The 15,666-nt window shown below is 57.3% G+C and carries 17 protein-coding genes and 1 tRNA gene; 10 read left to right on the plus strand and 8 right to left on the minus strand.

Annotated features, from left to right (window positions below):
* Positions 1-217 precede the first annotated feature (217 nt).
* The 5 genes from DMP17_RS01985 to DMP17_RS02005 all read left to right on the plus strand — a co-directional run bounded on the left by DMP17_RS01985 (position 218) and on the right by DMP17_RS02005 (position 2,678).
* Entirely contained in the window at positions 218-592 is a 375-nt protein-coding gene (locus DMP17_RS01985) for a TetR/AcrR family transcriptional regulator (RefSeq protein ID WP_337827409.1), read from the plus strand.
* 2 nt (positions 593-594) lie between these two features.
* The gene (locus tag DMP17_RS01990) at positions 595-834 is read left to right on the plus strand and encodes a hypothetical protein (RefSeq protein ID WP_337827410.1); all 240 of its coding nucleotides are present in this window, start codon (positions 595-597) and stop codon (positions 832-834) included.
* 330 nt (positions 835-1,164) lie between these two features.
* Positions 1,165-1,350, plus strand: coding sequence for a sigma factor (locus DMP17_RS01995; protein WP_337827411.1), 186 nt, complete (start codon positions 1,165-1,167; stop codon positions 1,348-1,350).
* A 6-nt stretch (positions 1,351-1,356) separates the two neighbouring features.
* Complete coding sequence (locus DMP17_RS02000; RefSeq protein ID WP_337827412.1) at positions 1,357-1,683, plus strand: RNA polymerase sigma factor; 327 nt, start codon at positions 1,357-1,359, stop codon at positions 1,681-1,683.
* On the plus strand, positions 1,680-2,678 hold the full coding sequence (locus DMP17_RS02005) for a FecR family protein (RefSeq protein ID WP_337827413.1): 999 nt from the start codon (positions 1,680-1,682) through the stop codon (positions 2,676-2,678). The genes DMP17_RS02000 and DMP17_RS02005 overlap by 4 nt, the downstream gene beginning before the upstream one ends.
* 102 nt (positions 2,679-2,780) lie before the next feature.
* Here DMP17_RS02005 and DMP17_RS02010 read toward each other — a convergent pair whose 3' ends face one another.
* The 5 genes from DMP17_RS02010 to DMP17_RS02030 all read right to left on the minus strand — a co-directional run bounded on the left by DMP17_RS02010 (position 2,781) and on the right by DMP17_RS02030 (position 8,334).
* A complete protein-coding gene (locus tag DMP17_RS02010; RefSeq protein WP_337827414.1) occupies positions 2,781-3,488 on the minus strand; it encodes a hypothetical protein in 708 nt (235 codons plus the stop codon).
* 25 nt (positions 3,489-3,513) lie between these two features.
* Positions 3,514-5,772 (minus strand): TonB-dependent receptor, encoded by a 2,259-nt coding sequence (locus DMP17_RS02015; RefSeq protein ID WP_337827415.1) that lies wholly within the window; start codon positions 5,770-5,772, stop codon positions 3,514-3,516.
* A gap of 108 nt (positions 5,773-5,880) precedes the next feature.
* Complete coding sequence (locus DMP17_RS02020) at positions 5,881-6,744, minus strand: LytTR family DNA-binding domain-containing protein (protein WP_337827416.1); 864 nt, start codon at positions 6,742-6,744, stop codon at positions 5,881-5,883.
* 230 nt (positions 6,745-6,974) lie between these two features.
* Positions 6,975-7,061 (minus strand) — tRNA-Leu (locus DMP17_RS02025).
* Between the two features lie 82 nt (positions 7,062-7,143).
* Positions 7,144-8,334, minus strand: coding sequence for a CaiB/BaiF CoA transferase family protein (locus DMP17_RS02030; protein ID WP_337827417.1), 1,191 nt, complete (start codon positions 8,332-8,334; stop codon positions 7,144-7,146).
* Between the two features lie 348 nt (positions 8,335-8,682).
* Between DMP17_RS02030 and DMP17_RS02035 the strand changes: the two genes are divergently transcribed.
* The 4 genes from DMP17_RS02035 (at position 8,683) to DMP17_RS02050 (ending at position 11,453) form a co-directional block, all read left to right on the plus strand.
* Positions 8,683-9,402, plus strand: coding sequence for a TetR/AcrR family transcriptional regulator (locus DMP17_RS02035; protein ID WP_337827418.1), 720 nt, complete (start codon positions 8,683-8,685; stop codon positions 9,400-9,402).
* An 81-nt stretch (positions 9,403-9,483) separates the two neighbouring features.
* Positions 9,484-10,329: a carboxylating nicotinate-nucleotide diphosphorylase gene (gene nadC, locus DMP17_RS02040; RefSeq protein WP_337827419.1), complete on the plus strand. Its 846-nt coding sequence runs from the start codon at positions 9,484-9,486 to the stop codon at positions 10,327-10,329.
* Positions 10,316-11,029: a ribonuclease T2 family protein gene (locus tag DMP17_RS02045; RefSeq protein ID WP_337827420.1), complete on the plus strand. Its 714-nt coding sequence runs from the start codon at positions 10,316-10,318 to the stop codon at positions 11,027-11,029. Before nadC ends, DMP17_RS02045 begins: the two co-directional genes overlap by 14 nt.
* 88 nt (positions 11,030-11,117) lie before the next feature.
* Entirely contained in the window at positions 11,118-11,453 is a 336-nt protein-coding gene (locus tag DMP17_RS02050; protein ID WP_337827421.1) for a hypothetical protein, read from the plus strand.
* Positions 11,454-11,456: 3 nt separating this feature from the next.
* On the opposite strand, the gene DMP17_RS02055 is transcribed toward DMP17_RS02050, so the two are convergent.
* On the minus strand, positions 11,457-12,728 hold the full coding sequence (locus tag DMP17_RS02055) for an RsmB/NOP family class I SAM-dependent RNA methyltransferase (protein ID WP_337827422.1): 1,272 nt from the start codon (positions 12,726-12,728) through the stop codon (positions 11,457-11,459).
* Between the two features lie 133 nt (positions 12,729-12,861).
* Positions 12,862-13,761, minus strand: a complete 900-nt coding sequence (gene htpX / locus DMP17_RS02060; protein ID WP_337827423.1) for a zinc metalloprotease HtpX — start codon at positions 13,759-13,761, stop codon at positions 12,862-12,864.
* Between the two features lie 146 nt (positions 13,762-13,907).
* Between htpX and DMP17_RS02065 the strand changes: the two genes are divergently transcribed.
* Complete coding sequence (locus DMP17_RS02065; protein ID WP_337827424.1) at positions 13,908-14,111, plus strand: DUF1674 domain-containing protein; 204 nt, start codon at positions 13,908-13,910, stop codon at positions 14,109-14,111.
* A 90-nt stretch (positions 14,112-14,201) separates the two neighbouring features.
* Here DMP17_RS02065 and DMP17_RS02070 read toward each other — a convergent pair whose 3' ends face one another.
* Complete coding sequence (locus DMP17_RS02070) at positions 14,202-15,662, minus strand: amidohydrolase (RefSeq protein WP_337827425.1); 1,461 nt, start codon at positions 15,660-15,662, stop codon at positions 14,202-14,204.
* Between the last annotated feature and the right edge of the window lie 4 nt (positions 15,663-15,666).

Here is a 15,666-nt window from a genome sequence, read left to right on the forward strand (position 1 = left end):
AAAAATTTTTCTCTTTTGGGGCTCCCCCCGCATCCGGTCCTGCTGCGTCTATTTAACAGCGACGATCACAATGCGTTTGATGCCGGATAGCCGCATTTACGAAAATGGCTGTTTGGCTACGCCAGCATGAGGAAGCCATGACGCCATGACCAATTTGCCCTTCACGACCGGACAATATCCCGTTTTCCGCATCCCCCTGCGGTCGATTGTGTGACCGATGGTGACTGCATCCCGTAAGCGACGGCATAGAAAGGCCGAAGTTGCACGCGAACAAGGTTTGGCGGCAGCGAGGCGTTTATTGCTCAAAGGTGGACCTTCGGCCGTTACCCTCGTCAATGTGGGGCAAGAAGTCGGAATGGGCCATTCCAATATCCTCCATCATTTCGGTTCGGCGACCAATCTCCAGCATGATCTGATGCGCGAAATGATCCAGGACCTGTCGACCGCCTTGGGCGAGGCTGCGGTGGAGCCTGCTTCTGGCAAGCCTTTAAGCCGGTCGATGGTCGCCAAGACATTCAAGGCTTTCGGTAGGGAAGGGGGCGGGCTGTGTTGGCCGCGTGGCTGGTCCTTTCCAATTCCACGGACCATTTGAATATGATCGACGGGGCAATCGATGAGCTTAAAGCTACATTACTGGCCTCCGGTTCCTCCCAAATTGTGGAGGAGAATATTTCCTCTATCATTCTGGTCGTTGCCCTGTGCGCGCTGGGCGATGCATTAATCGGTAAATATTTGAAGACCACGCTGGACCTTCCAGCCGATGCCAGCGAGACATTTTTGTCCGATATCCTGTCAGTTATCTTATCGAATGACCCTAATATGTTGAACTTATAGGAAAGAGGTAATTTCCAGTCTGCACAAATATTATCGCGGGCGTTGATCGCTTTTCTGCAATTCTTGACATTGACGTCAATATGCCGATCATTTCCTGTCTGAACAGGAGAGGATAATGATTCACAGACGCCACGGAAAATGCGGTGAGCGCTTCGACGCGCATAAAAAACTTGTAAAAAAATTGTTCCGCCATCCCCCCGATCTCCTTCGTCTTGCGTCTTTAAGGGGGAGTGCAGCGCGCATGGCGCTACATTCCCCATCAATTCCGGCGGCAAAAAGGAGGTCGCGCGCGGCAAGAATATTATGGTTGCAGCCTATTGGTATCCTGTCATGACGGCGCAGTCGCCGCAGCCGCAACTGCAATTTGCAGATCGGGTGCAACGCTATGCCCCGGCTCTTCGCCACTATTTTTGCCGCCGGGTGCCAGCGTCAGATGTCGAAGATTTGGTGCAGGATGTTTTTGTAAGGATGCAAGCGGCCCAATCCAAGCAGCCGATTCAAAATGTCGAACGCTAGATGTTTGTGATAGCACGCAATGTTCTTGTAAGCCAGAATCGCAAACGCACCGCCAGACGTTTCCGTTTGCATAGTGAATTAAAAGAATCCCGGGACTATGCGGATGAAATTACGCCCGAACGCATAGTCATAGCAAAGGAAGAATATGAGCGTGTCATGCAATCTATTCTGGACCTTCCTCCAAGGGCAAGGGCTGCGTTTCAATTTCACAGATTTGATAATCTTACTTACCAGGAAATCGCCGATCGTATGTGTATCTCGAAAGAATCTGTAAAAGAGCTTATGCATCGGGCGCTGGTTCGTATCGCAATGGAAATGGATACAGACGAATGAAAGCCCCTCTTGCGAAGCTTGATGATGCTGCGAGGGCGCAGGCCGCGCACTGGATGGTGTTGCATCAATCGGGCGAAATGTCCGAAGCGGACGAGCAGAAATTTTTTGCCTGGATAGAAGCTTCACCTGAAAACCAAAGCGCATTTGAAAAGATGCAGAGGGGGTGGGCGGCATCGCGATTGGTTGCGCAGGAGCCTGAAATCCTCGCAATGAGGAAGAAGGTGCAATCCCGCTACACCAAGGGGCGTTATAAAAATATGGTGGGGCTCGCCGCTACAATAGCCTTGTTCGTGGTGCCGTCGGTCGTGGCGTTGGAAAAATATCTTGAACCCGCTCCCGATAGTTCAAGTGCGCCGCAAGCATTTTTGACGCAATTGGGACAACGTGCGGACATAACATTGGCTGACGGTTCTGCGGTCAAGCTCGATTCCGAAACCAATATGGTCGCACGAAATTTGCCGACATCCCGCAACGTAGTGTTGAAAAGCGGGCGCGCTTATTTTGATGTCGCCAAAAATCCGGACCGCCCCTTCACCGTTATCGCGAACGGAAAAGCTATCCGGGCATTGGGCACCGCATTTTCCGTCAGCATTGACGGCAATGATGTCGTGGTAACGCTCGTCGAAGGTAAGGTGCGCGTGACGGATGTCGGCGGAACGGAAACAAGCGTTGAAATGACCCCCGGACGGCAATTAATTGCACGCAAGAATCAGAATTGGACGATGAAATCGGTCGACAGCAGCAAAGAGGAAAGCTGGACGATCGGAAAACTCACTTATATGCGCGATCCGTTATCGAAAGCGGTTTATGATATGAACCGCTATTCCAAGAAAAAAATCATTTTTGAAAATGGAAGAGTCCCACAGAAAAACATCATTGGCGTGTTTGACGCCGGCGATGTGGACAGTTTTGTTACCGCAATCGAACTGAACGATATCGCCAAAACTGTGGAAACAAGGGATGATGCCATCATTCTTCGCGAAAATTTTCACTGAATATGCTGTCGCGCTCCACGCATCTGCCTGCAATACAAAAGCAACGGGATGCCAAGCGTCATAGCGCGTAGCACCCCGCCGCAGGAGGGAGATGGCTTTTTCTTATTTCAACGCATTATGGAAGATTGGCAGAAGGTCGTTCTTTTCCTGTGCGGTGAGGGTGAAAAGCGGCTTGTCGGTGACCATCGGACCGGCGCGGGTTTCGATGATCGTGGTGGTTGCATCCTGCCCGATTGGCGGGTCTTCGGGACGCACGCCCAATTGTTCGCGCCGCTCTTTTGAAACTTCATAGAAATGCGGGGTGGCGGTGCGCTTATTTTCAAAGGTGGTCACAAATTCCGCGCCCAGATCCTGGCCGCTCTTGCGGTCCCGCAAGGTCCAGATAGCGATGGTCGGGCCCATCGACGCATAAACGCGCTGGAGCCGCTTGAAATAGCCACGGTCGGGCGAATCCGTTTCGACGCTGCCATCCTTGCGCGGCACGCCGATGAAGCGGACTTTTTTATAGGTGCCGTCCTCGTACCAATATTCATTCACCTGATAATAGACATTGCCATAGACCTGCATATTTTTGCGGGCGCGATATTGTTGCATCAAATTGCCCTTGCGGTCGCGCACGTAAAAATGGCTGTCCCACACGCCGACATTGGCGGCCATATTGGGGTTGCCGAGAAGTTCCCATGTGCCAAGGTCGCTGGCTTCGGCGCTGGTGCCGGGGACGACAGGCGCCTCGCTTGCGGAGGTTGCAAAAACCGGTGCGCTGAGGGCGAGCGCCGTCAATGCACCAAAATGGGCCCAAAACTTCATCATTTTCTCCTTCGTTGTTGAGTGGGGATCAGAATTTATGGCGGAGCGTCAGCTTCCATTCCCGCGGCTTGGCCGGAACGACCGCAGCTGCGGTGCCGATCTGGATGGCGGTTTCCTGATAATGTTCATTGGCAAGGTTGGTCGCGGCAAGGATGAGGCCCCACCGTTCGTCTTCACTTTCCCATTCGATATTGGCGTTGACGAGATAGACGGACGGCACACGCAAGCGCGGCACCGGGCTAACGCCAAGCTGGTAGTCGGCGCGATAGGCCACAGTCGATCCGACCGCGATTTTGCCGAAACCATCAAAATATTTGTCCCAGTTAAAGCCTGCGCTCCATGACAAAGCGGGGGTGCTTGGCACATCGGTGGAGTTGAGCCGGACGGGCTGCGAACTGGGCTCCAGATTTTTATAATGGTCGGCCATGGTGGACAATGTGCCGATAAGCCGGAAATTGGAAGTGATGGCAGCAGTCGCCTCGGCTTCCACGCCCTGCACAACCGCGCCGCCTGCATTGCTGATAAGCGTCGCATTGCCCGTGCCGACAAAATTGGTGAGCTGGAGGTCTTTAAAATTATTGTAGAAATAAGCGATGTTGAGCCGCAGCTTGCGGTCGAATAATTCCGATTTTACACCTGCTTCCCACGCTTGGACCTTTTCCGCTTCAAACGGTGTGGACATGGCCAGCGCATTGAGCGCACGGCCATTAAAGCCCCCGCCCTTGAAGCCGCTGGAATAAGAGGCATAGACCATTATGTCTTTGCTGGCCTTGAACTGGACATCGATTTTGGGGGTAAATTCGCTAAAGCTTTTGCGCGCATCGACAATCGCCCCATTGGCCAGCATGGCCTGCAAAATTTTGCGGTCATGCGTCCAGCGACCGCCCAATGTTGCCGAAAAACGGTCGGTGAAATTGACCGTTGCCTGACCGAATAAGGCAAAGCTGGTGGTCGATGCGCGGTCGAGGCGGGTATAGCTTGTCGGCAAGCCCGACCCGATGCGGCCATTGCTCTTTTCGTGAAACGCATAAGCGCCCATCAACAAGTCCACATGGTCATTGAACAGGCCGTCCGGCTGGAATTTCAGCTCATGCGACATTTGTTTATTGTCGAGCGTGTCGTCCATCATGCCAAGGTCGGGGCGCTGCCCGCCGGTAAGGTCCGCACTCACATCATTGTCGATCCAACTAAGGCTGCCGATATATTGGAGGTTGAACCCGTCGGGCTTCCAAGTCGCATCAATATTGGCGTTGGTTTCGCGGTAGCGGCTGAACGCGCGTTCAAGGGCACTGGTTTCGAACATCGAGCCATAAAGCGGCTCCATCTTGGTGCCGGGGGCAAGCGGGGTCGCGGTCATGCCATCGCCGCTATCGCGCATATGGCCGGCGCGCAGGATGATGTCCCATTCCGGATCGCCATGATAGCGTAAGGTCGCGCGGATATTGCTGGCCTCGCGATTATTGACATGGATGCCGAGTGCGCGGTTGAAGGTGCGGCCATCCCTTTTGGTCCACAGACCGGACAGGCTTGCCGAAAGTCCGTCGCTGATCGGGCCTGCCAATAAGCCGCGCACCCGCCAATAATCATAGCTGCCATAGGTCGCATCGGCTTCCATCCGGACGTTGCTGCCGGGGCGATAGGTCACGACCTTGAGCGCGCCGACCATCGTGTTGCGCCCGTACAGCGTGCCTTGTGGCCCGCGCAAAATTTCGATCCGCTCAATGTCCGGCAATTCCAGATTAAGCCCGCCGCCGCGCGCTTGGTAAATATCGTCGATATAAAAACCCACCGCTTGTTCGGTCGTTGCGGTCAGAGAATCATTTGATCCTGCCCCGCGCATGAAGGCGCGCACCGCGCTCGGCGAGGACGACCCTGCCGCGAGAACGAGGTTGGGAACGGTGGCCGTAATATCCTTAAGTTCGGCGACCCCTTGGGCGCTGAGCTGATTAGCGCTTACGGTCGTGACGGCGATGGGGACATCCTGCAAATTTTGCTCGCGCCGCTGCGCTGTCACGATAATGTCGCCGACCCCGCTGTCGCTGGCTGTATCATCGTCCATTTGCGCTTCTTGCGCGGCAACCGGAAGGGTGGGCAGCAATAGCGGACAGGTCGCCAATAATAGGGAACGGAAGCGGGGGAGCCTGGGGCGCATTGCATTTTCCTCTCGATCTGGATGTCCGCTGAAGCGGTTTTTATTTTTTGTAGATTTGGTCGTTCCGGCCCGTGACTTCGGCCTGCGAAAAGCGTTGGCGACACATGCCGGAACAGCCATCGGGCTATCGGGCATCGGCTCTCAAACCAAAGCAAACTCGTGCAATTTCACGAAATCAGATTTCGCGAAGCATGGCATTTCACGAAAAATGGGCCTGAAGTAGTTATGCTGGAGGCGAGAGGATCAACGCCCCGCCATAACGGGGGAATTATCCGCCCGCCGGGCATGGCGCGCGCCGAAATGGGTGGCGACCTCGTCCCGATAGGTCAAGCTGACGGGCAAGCGAAGCCCCGTCGTCAAAAGCACATTGGCCTTGGCGGCATTGCCCTCCAATTTTTTGACATGGCGCAAATTGGCCCAATAGGAACGGTGGATACGCACACCGCTGCGCGCGCTCAAACGCGACAGGGCTTCCGAAAAGCGATAGAAGATGCGCTCTTCTCCGTGGGTGGAAAGGATGCGGACATAATGGCCCTCGGCACAGACGGCGATCAGCGCCTCATCGCCAAGCGTGTCGATATGATCGACAAACAGGTCGGCATTGTTCTGAGGGCTGCCTGCTTTCCTCGCGCGCCGTTCGTAAAAATCGAGCAGCAATATGCCGAATGTCCACATCATCAGGAAGGGCGTATAATCGGTGTGCCAGATAATCAGGCTTTCAAGCGAAACGGGATAGGGCGTGACCACCTTGTCGCGCGCATAGCCCATCAGCCAGCCATAGCTATGGCCATAAAGGCTCGCGATCGGGCGGAAAAATGCGGTTCCGATAATGGCGCTACATGCTGCAACCCCGAAATGCAGCGGGAAAGATTCCCGCACGCGGATTTTGCGGCGCATCAGCCGGTAAACCAGATAAGTGAAGTTCCACAGGAGGAGCATCAGCCCGACCCAAAAGGGAATGGGCGCAAGCCGACTCGACCAAGGCTTGAACACGCCCAGCCCGAACCAGGCGACAATGAAGGCGAGCGTGACCGGTGCAACGACGAGGATCATCATCCGCCCCATCCGTTGCGGCGCCATGATGTGCGAACGCGCCTGCTGAACCACGCGAGTCAATCTATCGATGAATCCACCCATCCCGCATTTCTCCCCATCCCATGTTTATGCAGCGACCTTTTGATCGTCTGCACATAAGGAACCAAAAAACGGCTATGAATGTCAACGTTGTCCGGACAAATTTATTTTGAGAGGACGCAAGCGTAGGTTGCCGCGCAGGAGAGACACGCACATTTCCAGTACGCTACGCACACATCAAAAACAAATTATGATCAGGAAAATGGTGCCCAGAAGAGGACTCGAACCTCCACGCCCTTGCGAGCGCCAGCACCTGAAGCTGGTGCGTCTACCAATTCCGCCATCTGGGCACGGGGTAGGAGGGGGCGGATAGCTGGGGTGTGCAAGGGTGTCAACGGAGAAAGCGGTTGAGGTGGATTTAAAATATCCCGACTACCCCTTACGCTCCGGCCAGCCGGTCAAATCGCGCAATATTATGTCATGTTCGCCGTGCATGGGGGAGGGCGTGTCGGTTTGGAGGGATGCTCCGGAAAAACGGATTGGCGTTCTAACGCCGGGGATGGTTTGGCCGCTGCTATCGACTGGCGCGATTTGCATGGCGCGCGCCTCTACTTGGGGGTCAGCAAAAACATCGTCGAGCGGGTTAATGGGGCCTGCGGGAACGCCATATGTTTCGCATAAGGCAAGCATACCCACGCGGGTATGTTTGGCGGTTTCGTGTGCAATCTCGTCCATCATAATGCTGCGGTTTGCCACGCGCAAAGCATTGGTTGTGAAGCGTTCGTCTTGCGCGAGGTCCCCGCGGCCAAGCGCGGTTACAAAACGCGTAAATTGGCCGTCATTGCCGACCGCCAGAATGAAGTGGCCATCGCTGCACGGAAATACCGAATAAGGCACAATATTGGGATGCGCATTGCCCATGCGCGTGGGCGGCTTGCCCGATGCGAGATAGTTCATCGCTTGGTTGGCGAGGACGCCGACCATCGAATCGAGCAAGGCCATGTCAATATGTTGCCCCATGCCGGTGCGCTCGCGTTGGGCAAGCGCGGCCTGTATCGCGATGGTGCCATAAAGGCCGGTCATAATGTCGGCAAAGGCAACGCCGATCTTCTCGGGCGGCCCGTCCGGCTCTCCTGTCAGGTCCATGATACCGCTCATCCCTTGAACGATGAAATCATAACCGGCGCGCGGGGCATAAGGGCCTGTCTGACCAAAGCCGGTGACCGAGCAATAGATAAGGCGCGGGTTGATTTCGGCGAGGCTTTCATAATCAAGCCCGTATTTGGCGAGCCCGCCAAGCTTGAAATTTTCAATCAGCACGTCGGCTTCACGCACAAGGGTGCGGATAATCTCCTGGCCTTGCGGCGTGGTGAAATCGACGATCACCGAACGTTTGCCGCGGTTGCACGCATGATAATAGGCCGCTTCCTGCCGGCCATCATTACGGAGGATGAAGGGCGGCCCCCACTTGCGGGTATCGTCGCCTGCGGGACTTTCAACCTTGATTACATCCGCGCCCAGATCCGCAAGTGTTTGCCCGATCCAAGGCCCCGCGAGGATGCGCGCAAGTTCGACAATCTTCAAATTTTCATAAGGGGGCGTGCGCGCGGCGGTATCGAACATGCTGGTTTCCTGATCGCGTTATTGTCGAAATGTTTGGCAGCGAGCCTTAGCGGATGCGCGGGCAACAAGCGACTCCCCACCACCTCCTCTTATCCAGACAGATTTTTTTGAGCGGGTCGGCAACCGTGGCCGTACAGGAACGTTATAAGTCGATGAGATGAAAATGGTTAATCCGGTAAATCAGTATGTTGGGGAACATGAGCAGCGTCAGTGTGTTAACCCTGTTTACATTGCGGCTATGAATCGTGATAACAAGCGCCTAACCGGGCGCGAAATGTTGGTATTGGGGGCCAGCACATAAGAGCTTCAGGCTGCTCTTATGTGTGACGGCAAGAAGGGTGATAAAGAATGAGTACGGTCAAGCGCACCGGCAATAAATATGCGTTGCCAACCGGCGACAATAAACATTCGGAAATGAAAATTGCGCCGCGTCAACGCCGCGCCCGCGTTACGATTGAAGCCATTTTGGACGCAACATCCAACTTGTTGGTTGAACAAGGCGTGGAAAATCTTTCTACCAATATGATCTGCGAGCGGGCGGGCCTTACACCGCCAGCACTTTATCGCTATTTCCCGAACAAATATGCGGTGCTTAAGGAATTGGCTGTCCGCCTTAAAAATCTACAGTTCGAAATTTTCAGCGATTGGGTCGAGCGTGGAGGCGCTGCGCTTTTGCAATCCGGGGGCAATCTCGATCATAAAATGATCGTTGGCGCTATTTTTGAAATCCAGATGGCGATCTATACAGCAACCAAGGATAATCCGGCAAATTTATGGATCGGTCGGATCATACGTACCCAGCCTGCTATGGCGGAATTACGCACGGAGTCGCGCGCCCATTCTTGGGCATTGCTGAAACAGCATCTTGGCGCGCAACCGTTCCATGCTTCCTATGACGATGTATTGGTTGCCGGAAGGGTTGCGCTGGACCTTATCCATTCGACAATTGATCTGGCGATGGATGACGACAGTCTTGATCCGCAAATTGTGTTCAATTCGGTCGCCAATATGATCGCGTCGGAATATGTCCGCCTTCTCGATATGGGGCCGGACGCAGTCAAAGGGTGATAGGCATATCGGGCGCACATGACATGGCGCGGGGCCATTGCGGACTTGCGCACAGAAGTGTCGGGCGATAGCGGTACATCCATGACCTTCCAGCTTGACCGTTTCGATCTCGACCAGTTTGTCGCCGCAACCCTATCGGAGGATCTCGGCGATTTTGGCGATATTACTTCCGCCGCTGTTATCCCCGCCGAGGCACGCTTTTCGGGCGTGATGGATACGCGCGATGATATTGTGGTTGCGGGATTACTCTTGGCCGAAGCGTTTTTCCGCAAGCTCGACCCGGCGGTGGAGATTGAACTGCTCGTGGCCGATGGCGATGAGGTGCCACGCAAAACCGACCTTATGCGCCTCAAAGGCAATGGCCGCGCGATGCTGACGGCGGAGCGGTCGGCGCTCAATACGGTGCAGCATTTGTCGGGCATTGCGACGATGACGCGCAGCTATGTCGACGCGATTGCCGGTACTGGCGCGACCTTGCTCGATACGCGCAAGACCATTCCGGGGCTTAGGGTGCTGGAGAAATATGCAACGCGCATGGGCGGAGCGACCAACCACAGGATGCGGCTCGATGATGCCGCGATGATCAAGGATAATCATGTCGCGGTGGCAGGCGGCATCAGCGAAGCGGTACGCCGAGCGGTTGATGCAGGGATTGCGCGGATTATTGTCGAGGTGGACAGTCTGGAGCAGATTGAACCGGCGCTTGGTGCGGGCGCGACGCATTTGCTGCTCGACAATATGGACGTGCCGACTTTGAAACGGGCGGTGGCGCTGGTGGGCAAGCGCGTGCCGACCGAAGCGAGTGGCGGGGTGCGGCTCGACACTATTCGCGGTATTGCCGAAACCGGCGTCGATTTTATCTCGGTCGGGCGGCTCACCCAGTCGGCACCGGCGGCGGATATAGGGCTTGATTTTGTCCAGCTCTAAGGGCGCGCTGTTTGTGGCGGCGTTGATGCTGCCGCAAACCGCTTTTGCGCAAAGTGCGCTTTGTCGCCTGCCCCAACGGCTCCCCGATGCACGGCCCGAATATCCGCCACGCGCGCAAGATGTGCGCCCGACCAAGGTGACCAATTATCTGCTGACCCTAAGCTGGTCGCCTGGGCATTGCCGTTCGGAACGCAATCGGGACAGCACGCAATGCGATGGCAGCGCGGGGCGGTTCGGCTTTGTGCTGCACGGGCTTTGGCCCGAAACCGATGGCCCGGCCTATCCGCAATGGTGCGCGCCGGTGCCTGCGCTCTCGCGGCAGATTATCCGCGAAAATTTCTGTATGACGCCGTCAGTGGACCTGCTGCAGCATGAATGGGCCAAGCATGGCAGTTGCATGACGCGCGATCCGCAAAAATATTTCCGGCCCGCGCGCATCATGTATGAAGCGATCCGCTATCCCGACATGGACCGGATGTCGCGCGACCGCAATTTGACGGTCGGCACCTTCCGGCTCAATTTCGCGCGGGCGAATAAGGGCATCCGGCCCGACATGATACAGGTCGCCAAGACCAAGGAAAATTGGCTCGATGAGGTGCGGATTTGCCTTGCCAAAGATTTCAAGCCGCAACGCTGCCCCGCCCATGTGCGGATGCCGTCCGACCGGTCCAAGCTTAAAATCTGGCGTGGCGGGCGGTGAGGGGTTTGAGGGTTTAAGCGCCCCGTCCGGGGCGTGTAACCGCCCATTCATAACCGCCTTCCCATAACCGTCTGTCCCATAACCGCACATGCACCGCATCTTTGCCGTTGCGGACGGTAAACAAACTCTTAACGTCAAGGCCATGAGTCGTGATCTGGCCCGTATCATTGTCCGCCAATATCCGCCCCGGCGTGATGCCTTGTGGAATCCGGACCTGTTCAAGCACCGCTTTGAAATGCGGGCTAAAAACGCCGGTGGAGCGCCGGGTGTTGCGTCCGTGACTACGGGCATTGATCAGGCACAGTCCTTGGTGGCGGGGGAGGCGCTTTCGCTGCCGCTGCGTTTGTGGGCGAATGAGGATGTGCGGGATTTTACCATGACCTTTACGCTCGCCTTTGTCGGGCTTATGGTATTTTTGGCTTGAATTTCAAATAGTTAATTTACGCAGTCGTGCGATGAAAAATCCGTCCGCGCCGCCTTGCTCTGCAAGCGGGCCGGGGAGGATGCGCACATCGCCTTCCATGTTCGGCGTGAAGCCTGCACATAATTCGTCTGCGCTCACCGGCACCCGCGCAAAATCGGAGTGGCGCGCGAGGAAATCCGCGATCCTGTCTTCGCCTTCCGCCCGTTCAAGCGAGCAGGTAGCATAGAGCAGGAGGCCGCCCGGCTTGACCCAGTCCGCCGCGCGGTCGAGCAAGCGGGCCTGGAGGTCAGCCAATTCGGCAATCTGGCGCGGGCCGATGCGATACAGCACATCGGGATGCCGCCGGAAAATGCCGGTCGCGCTGCACGGCGCATCGAGCAACACCGCATCGGCGGGCGCTTGCGGTTGCCATTTTTCAATATCGCCCTGCACCAGATGCGCAGGCAGGCCGGTGCGCGCAAGATTGGCTTCCAGCCGCTCCAGCCGCTTGGCCGAAATATCGACGCCGGTGACGTCCCAGCCTGCTGCGGCAAGCTGCATGGTCTTGCCGCCGGGGGCAGCGCACAGGTCGAGCACGGTGCGGCCTTCACCGGCTCCGAGCAGCTTTGCGGGGAGGCTTGCGGACAGATCCTGCACCCACCACGCGCCTTCATCAAAGCCGGGGAGGGTGGTGATGTTGCCGGGGTCGCTCAACCGCACATTGCCCGCGCCAAGGCTGACGCCGCCCAATGCGTCCACCATCCGTCCGGTGTTGCTGGCATCGCGTAAAGTGAGGTCAATCGGCGGATGCTGCGCAATCGCACCGCGCGCGGCCTCGACCATTGCCTCGCCCCATTGATCGGCCCAGCGCGCCGTCACATCATCCGGCAAGGCAGGCGGGGCAGGAAGTTCCGGTTCGCTGCGCATCAAAGTGCCGAATACGCCATGCACCAGCCTTTTGGGGCCGCCATCGACCAAGGGAAGCGCGGTCGCGATAGCGGCGTGCGGCGGCGTGCCGAGCGCCAGACATTGCACCAGCGCGAGCCGCAAGACCATGCGCGATTTGGCATCATCGGGGATGCGCTGACGGGTGGCGCTGTCGATCAGCGCATCAAGGTCGGGCAAATGACGCAGCACTTCGGCCGCCAAGACCACCGCGTGCGCGCGGTCTGCGGGATTGCGCAAGCCTTGGGTCGCGGCATGTTGCGCGCGGTCCAAAGCTTCCCCCCGACGCATCACCGCATCAAGCATTTTGAGCGCGGCACGGCGCGTGGCGGTGCCGACCGGATCGGTCACGTCCGAAAAGGGTTTTGCGGAAAATGGTTTTTTGGGGCGCATGGCAGGCCGATAGGCGTCCTACCGCATTTACGCAAAGAAAAAGCCGGACTTGGCGGCAAAGTCCACACAAATCCGGCTTTCCTATATGCGACTAATCGCGGCGCAGCGGATTCAGCGCACTCGACGGACGCGGCTTGCTGTCCATAGCGGCGCGCGGTTCTGCGCCCATTTGCGCGGCAATATCCTGCAAGGCAGCAATGCGGTTTTCGGTCGCGGGGTGGGTCGAGAAAAGCTCGCTCACGCCGGTCGGCACAATGTAAAGCTGCGCCACCGCCGGATTGCTGCGCTCGGCTTCGGTCGGGCGGCTGGCGGCGGGCCCGGCAATTTTGGCGAGCGCGGAGGCGAGCGCCATCGGGTCGCCGGTCATTTGGGCCGAGCCTGCATCTGCGCCAAATTCGCGTGTGCGGCTGATGGCCATTTGCACGATCATCGCGGCAAAGGGGGCGACAAGGACCGCCAAAATGCTGGCAATACCTGCCCCGCGATTGTCACCGCCGCCACGGAAGAATAGGCCGAAATTAGCGAGCATCGAAATGGCGCCCGCAATCGTCGCCACCATTGTCATGATGAGCGTGTCGCGGTTTTTAACATGGGCCAATTCATGCGCCATCACCGCCGCCACCTCGTCGCGGCTCAGCATCGAGAGCAAGCCGGTGGTTGCGGCAACCGCCGCATGTTCGGGATTGCGGCCCGTTGCAAAGGCGTTGGGATTGGGGTCTTCGACAATATAGACGCGCGGCATCGGCAAACCGCCACGCGTGGCAAGCTGTTGCACCATGCCGTAAAAATCGGGCGCGCTGGCGGCGTCCACCTCGCGCGCATTGTGCATTTTGAGGACAATTTTGTCGGCATTCCAGTAAGTGAAAATATTCATGCCGATGGCGACCAGAAAGGCGATCAGCATCCCGCTTTGACGGCCGAGCGTATAGCCCAGCGCCATGAACAGCGCGGTGAGCGCCGCCAGCAGCATTGTCGTCTTCAAACCGTTCATCCGTTAAACCCTCGCTCGATCGGCACGCTTTTGGACGTGCAGTGTGACAGGGAGGATGCAAAAGCGGCACCCCCTTCAATAAAAAAATATATGGGAATGGCGGCGGCCCTCTTCAACTTTTCGATTATTAGGGGTAAATCAGTGCCATGTCCGACCCTGAACCGACACGCGCAGACGCGCCGCACCCCCGCCGCGCCACCCAACGCCCGCCGCACGTCAAAGCCCCGGCGCATTGGGACAAAAGCGCCGCGCCAAAGCCCGATCCGCTTGACGTCGAACCGGTGCTCGAACCGCTCGATCCGGTCCGCTATGGCGATTGGGAGCGTAACGGTGTAGCTGTCGATTTTTGAGTAGGGCGCAAGCCCCTCACATCAATTTAGTTTTAGAGTAAGGCGCAAGCGCCTCACATTTCTTTTAATTTAGAGTAAGGCGCAGGCACCTTACTCTTTGGTCTTGCGGTAATCCAAAGGCGGTTGGCGGTTGCCGACCATCGCTTCATATTTGAAGTCGGGGCCGCGCTCTTTCTGGAATTCCGCCTTGGCCGCCGCAATCACATCGGGCGAGCGGAACAGTTCTGCGGTGGTGAGCGCGAGCGTTTTTGCCGCGACCACGCCGCCTTTCATGCCATAGCTATTGCCGCTCGCTGCAACCGCTTGCCAGCTATGCGCGGCTGTCCCCGGCACCCAGACCGCAGTGCCAAGGCCGACGGTCGGCACCGTCCAGCTAATATCGGCCACATCGGTCGACCCGCCGCCCGCTTCGCCAATGACCATTTTTTCCACTTCGGTGGCGCTGGAGAGCGGTTTTTTGACCGTCAGGGTCTTTTGCAGATTTTCGGCAAAGGCGATTTCGGCAGGGGTGAAGGGTTCCCATTTCACCTTGCGCAAATTGCGGTCCATCACGGTTGCGAGCGTTGCATTGGGGAGCATTGAATAGACCCCGCCGGTCGCTTCGAACGTCACGCTAGTGCCGGTCGCAAGCGCCGCCCCTTCGGCGGCTTTTTGCACGCGCGCCATCACATCCTTGACGATCTGCGGATCGACGTGGCGGACATAATAATAGCTTTCGGCAAAGTCGGGGACGACATTGGGGGCCTTGCCGCCGTCGGTCACGACATAATGGATGCGCGTGCCGTCGGGGATATGTTCGCGCAAATAATTGACCGCGACATTCATCACTTCCACGCCATCGAGCGCCGACAGCCCGCGTGAGGGCGCGGCGGCGGCGTGGGCGGAAACGCCCTTGAAACGGAATTTGCCGCTGATATTGGCAAGGCTGCGCGCCTGGCTTGCGCCATTGCCGGAGCCGGGGTGCCAGTGCAGCACGATGTCGACATCGTTGAACAGCCCCGCGCGCACCAGATAGACTTTGCCCGATCCGCCTTCTTCGGCGGGGCTACCATAAAGGCGTAACTCGCCATCGACTTTGTTGGCGTCCATCCATTGTTTGACGGCTATCGCAGCGGTGACGGACGCCGCGCCGAACACATTATGGCCGCACGCATGGCCCGCAATCTGGCCTGCAATCGGCGCGTGGACGGGCTCGGCTTTTTGCGCAAGGCCGGGAAGGGCATCATATTCGGCGATGAGGCCGATGACCGGCCCGCCATTGCCGCGCTTATAGCGGGCAACGAACGCAGTCGGCATCCCGGCAACGCCCTTATCGATCGTAAAGCCTGCGGCCTTTAACCGTGATTGGAGGAGCGCGGAGCTTTGATTTTCCTGATAGCCAACCTCGGCCCATTGCCAGATTTTGAGCGCGGTGTCGGAAAGCTGTTTGGCGTCCGCATCGACCGAGGCTTGGAGCGCGGCCTGTTCATTTGCGGGCAGTTCGCCTGCCTGCGCGGCCCCTGCGCCCATCATCAGCGCCGCAAGCGCGCCCATCATTCCGACCCGTTTCATATCA

Source organism: Pseudonocardia sp. TMWB2A (assembly GCF_017312135.1).

What these genes read in the sequence shown, in the direction of transcription:
- DMP17_RS01995 (WP_337827411.1), top strand. Translation starts at nt 1,165, where the DNA reads ATGACGGCGCAGTCGCCGCAGCCGCAACTGCAATTTGCAGATCGGGTG.
- DMP17_RS01990 (WP_337827410.1), top strand. Translation starts at nt 595, where the DNA reads ATGATCGACGGGGCAATCGATGAGCTTAAAGCTACATTACTGGCCTCC.
- DMP17_RS02030 (WP_337827417.1), bottom strand. Translation starts at nt 8,334, where the DNA reads ATGTTCGATACCGCCGCGCGCACGCCCCCTTATGAAAATTTGAAGATT.
- DMP17_RS02010 (WP_337827414.1), bottom strand. Translation starts at nt 3,488, where the DNA reads ATGATGAAGTTTTGGGCCCATTTTGGTGCATTGACGGCGCTCGCCCTC.
- DMP17_RS02015 (WP_337827415.1), bottom strand. Translation starts at nt 5,772, where the DNA reads ATGCCCGATAGCCCGATGGCTGTTCCGGCATGTGTCGCCAACGCTTTT.
- htpX (WP_337827423.1), bottom strand. Translation starts at nt 13,761, where the DNA reads ATGAACGGTTTGAAGACGACAATGCTGCTGGCGGCGCTCACCGCGCTG.
- DMP17_RS02065 (WP_337827424.1), top strand. Translation starts at nt 13,908, where the DNA reads ATGTCCGACCCTGAACCGACACGCGCAGACGCGCCGCACCCCCGCCGC.
- DMP17_RS02050 (WP_337827421.1), top strand. Translation starts at nt 11,118, where the DNA reads ATGCACCGCATCTTTGCCGTTGCGGACGGTAAACAAACTCTTAACGTC.
- DMP17_RS02070 (WP_337827425.1), bottom strand. Translation starts at nt 15,662, where the DNA reads ATGAAACGGGTCGGAATGATGGGCGCGCTTGCGGCGCTGATGATGGGC.
- DMP17_RS01985 (WP_337827409.1), top strand. Translation starts at nt 218, where the DNA reads ATGGTGACTGCATCCCGTAAGCGACGGCATAGAAAGGCCGAAGTTGCA.
- nadC (WP_337827419.1), top strand. Translation starts at nt 9,484, where the DNA reads ATGACCTTCCAGCTTGACCGTTTCGATCTCGACCAGTTTGTCGCCGCA.
- DMP17_RS02035 (WP_337827418.1), top strand. Translation starts at nt 8,683, where the DNA reads ATGAGTACGGTCAAGCGCACCGGCAATAAATATGCGTTGCCAACCGGC.
- DMP17_RS02005 (WP_337827413.1), top strand. Translation starts at nt 1,680, where the DNA reads ATGAAAGCCCCTCTTGCGAAGCTTGATGATGCTGCGAGGGCGCAGGCC.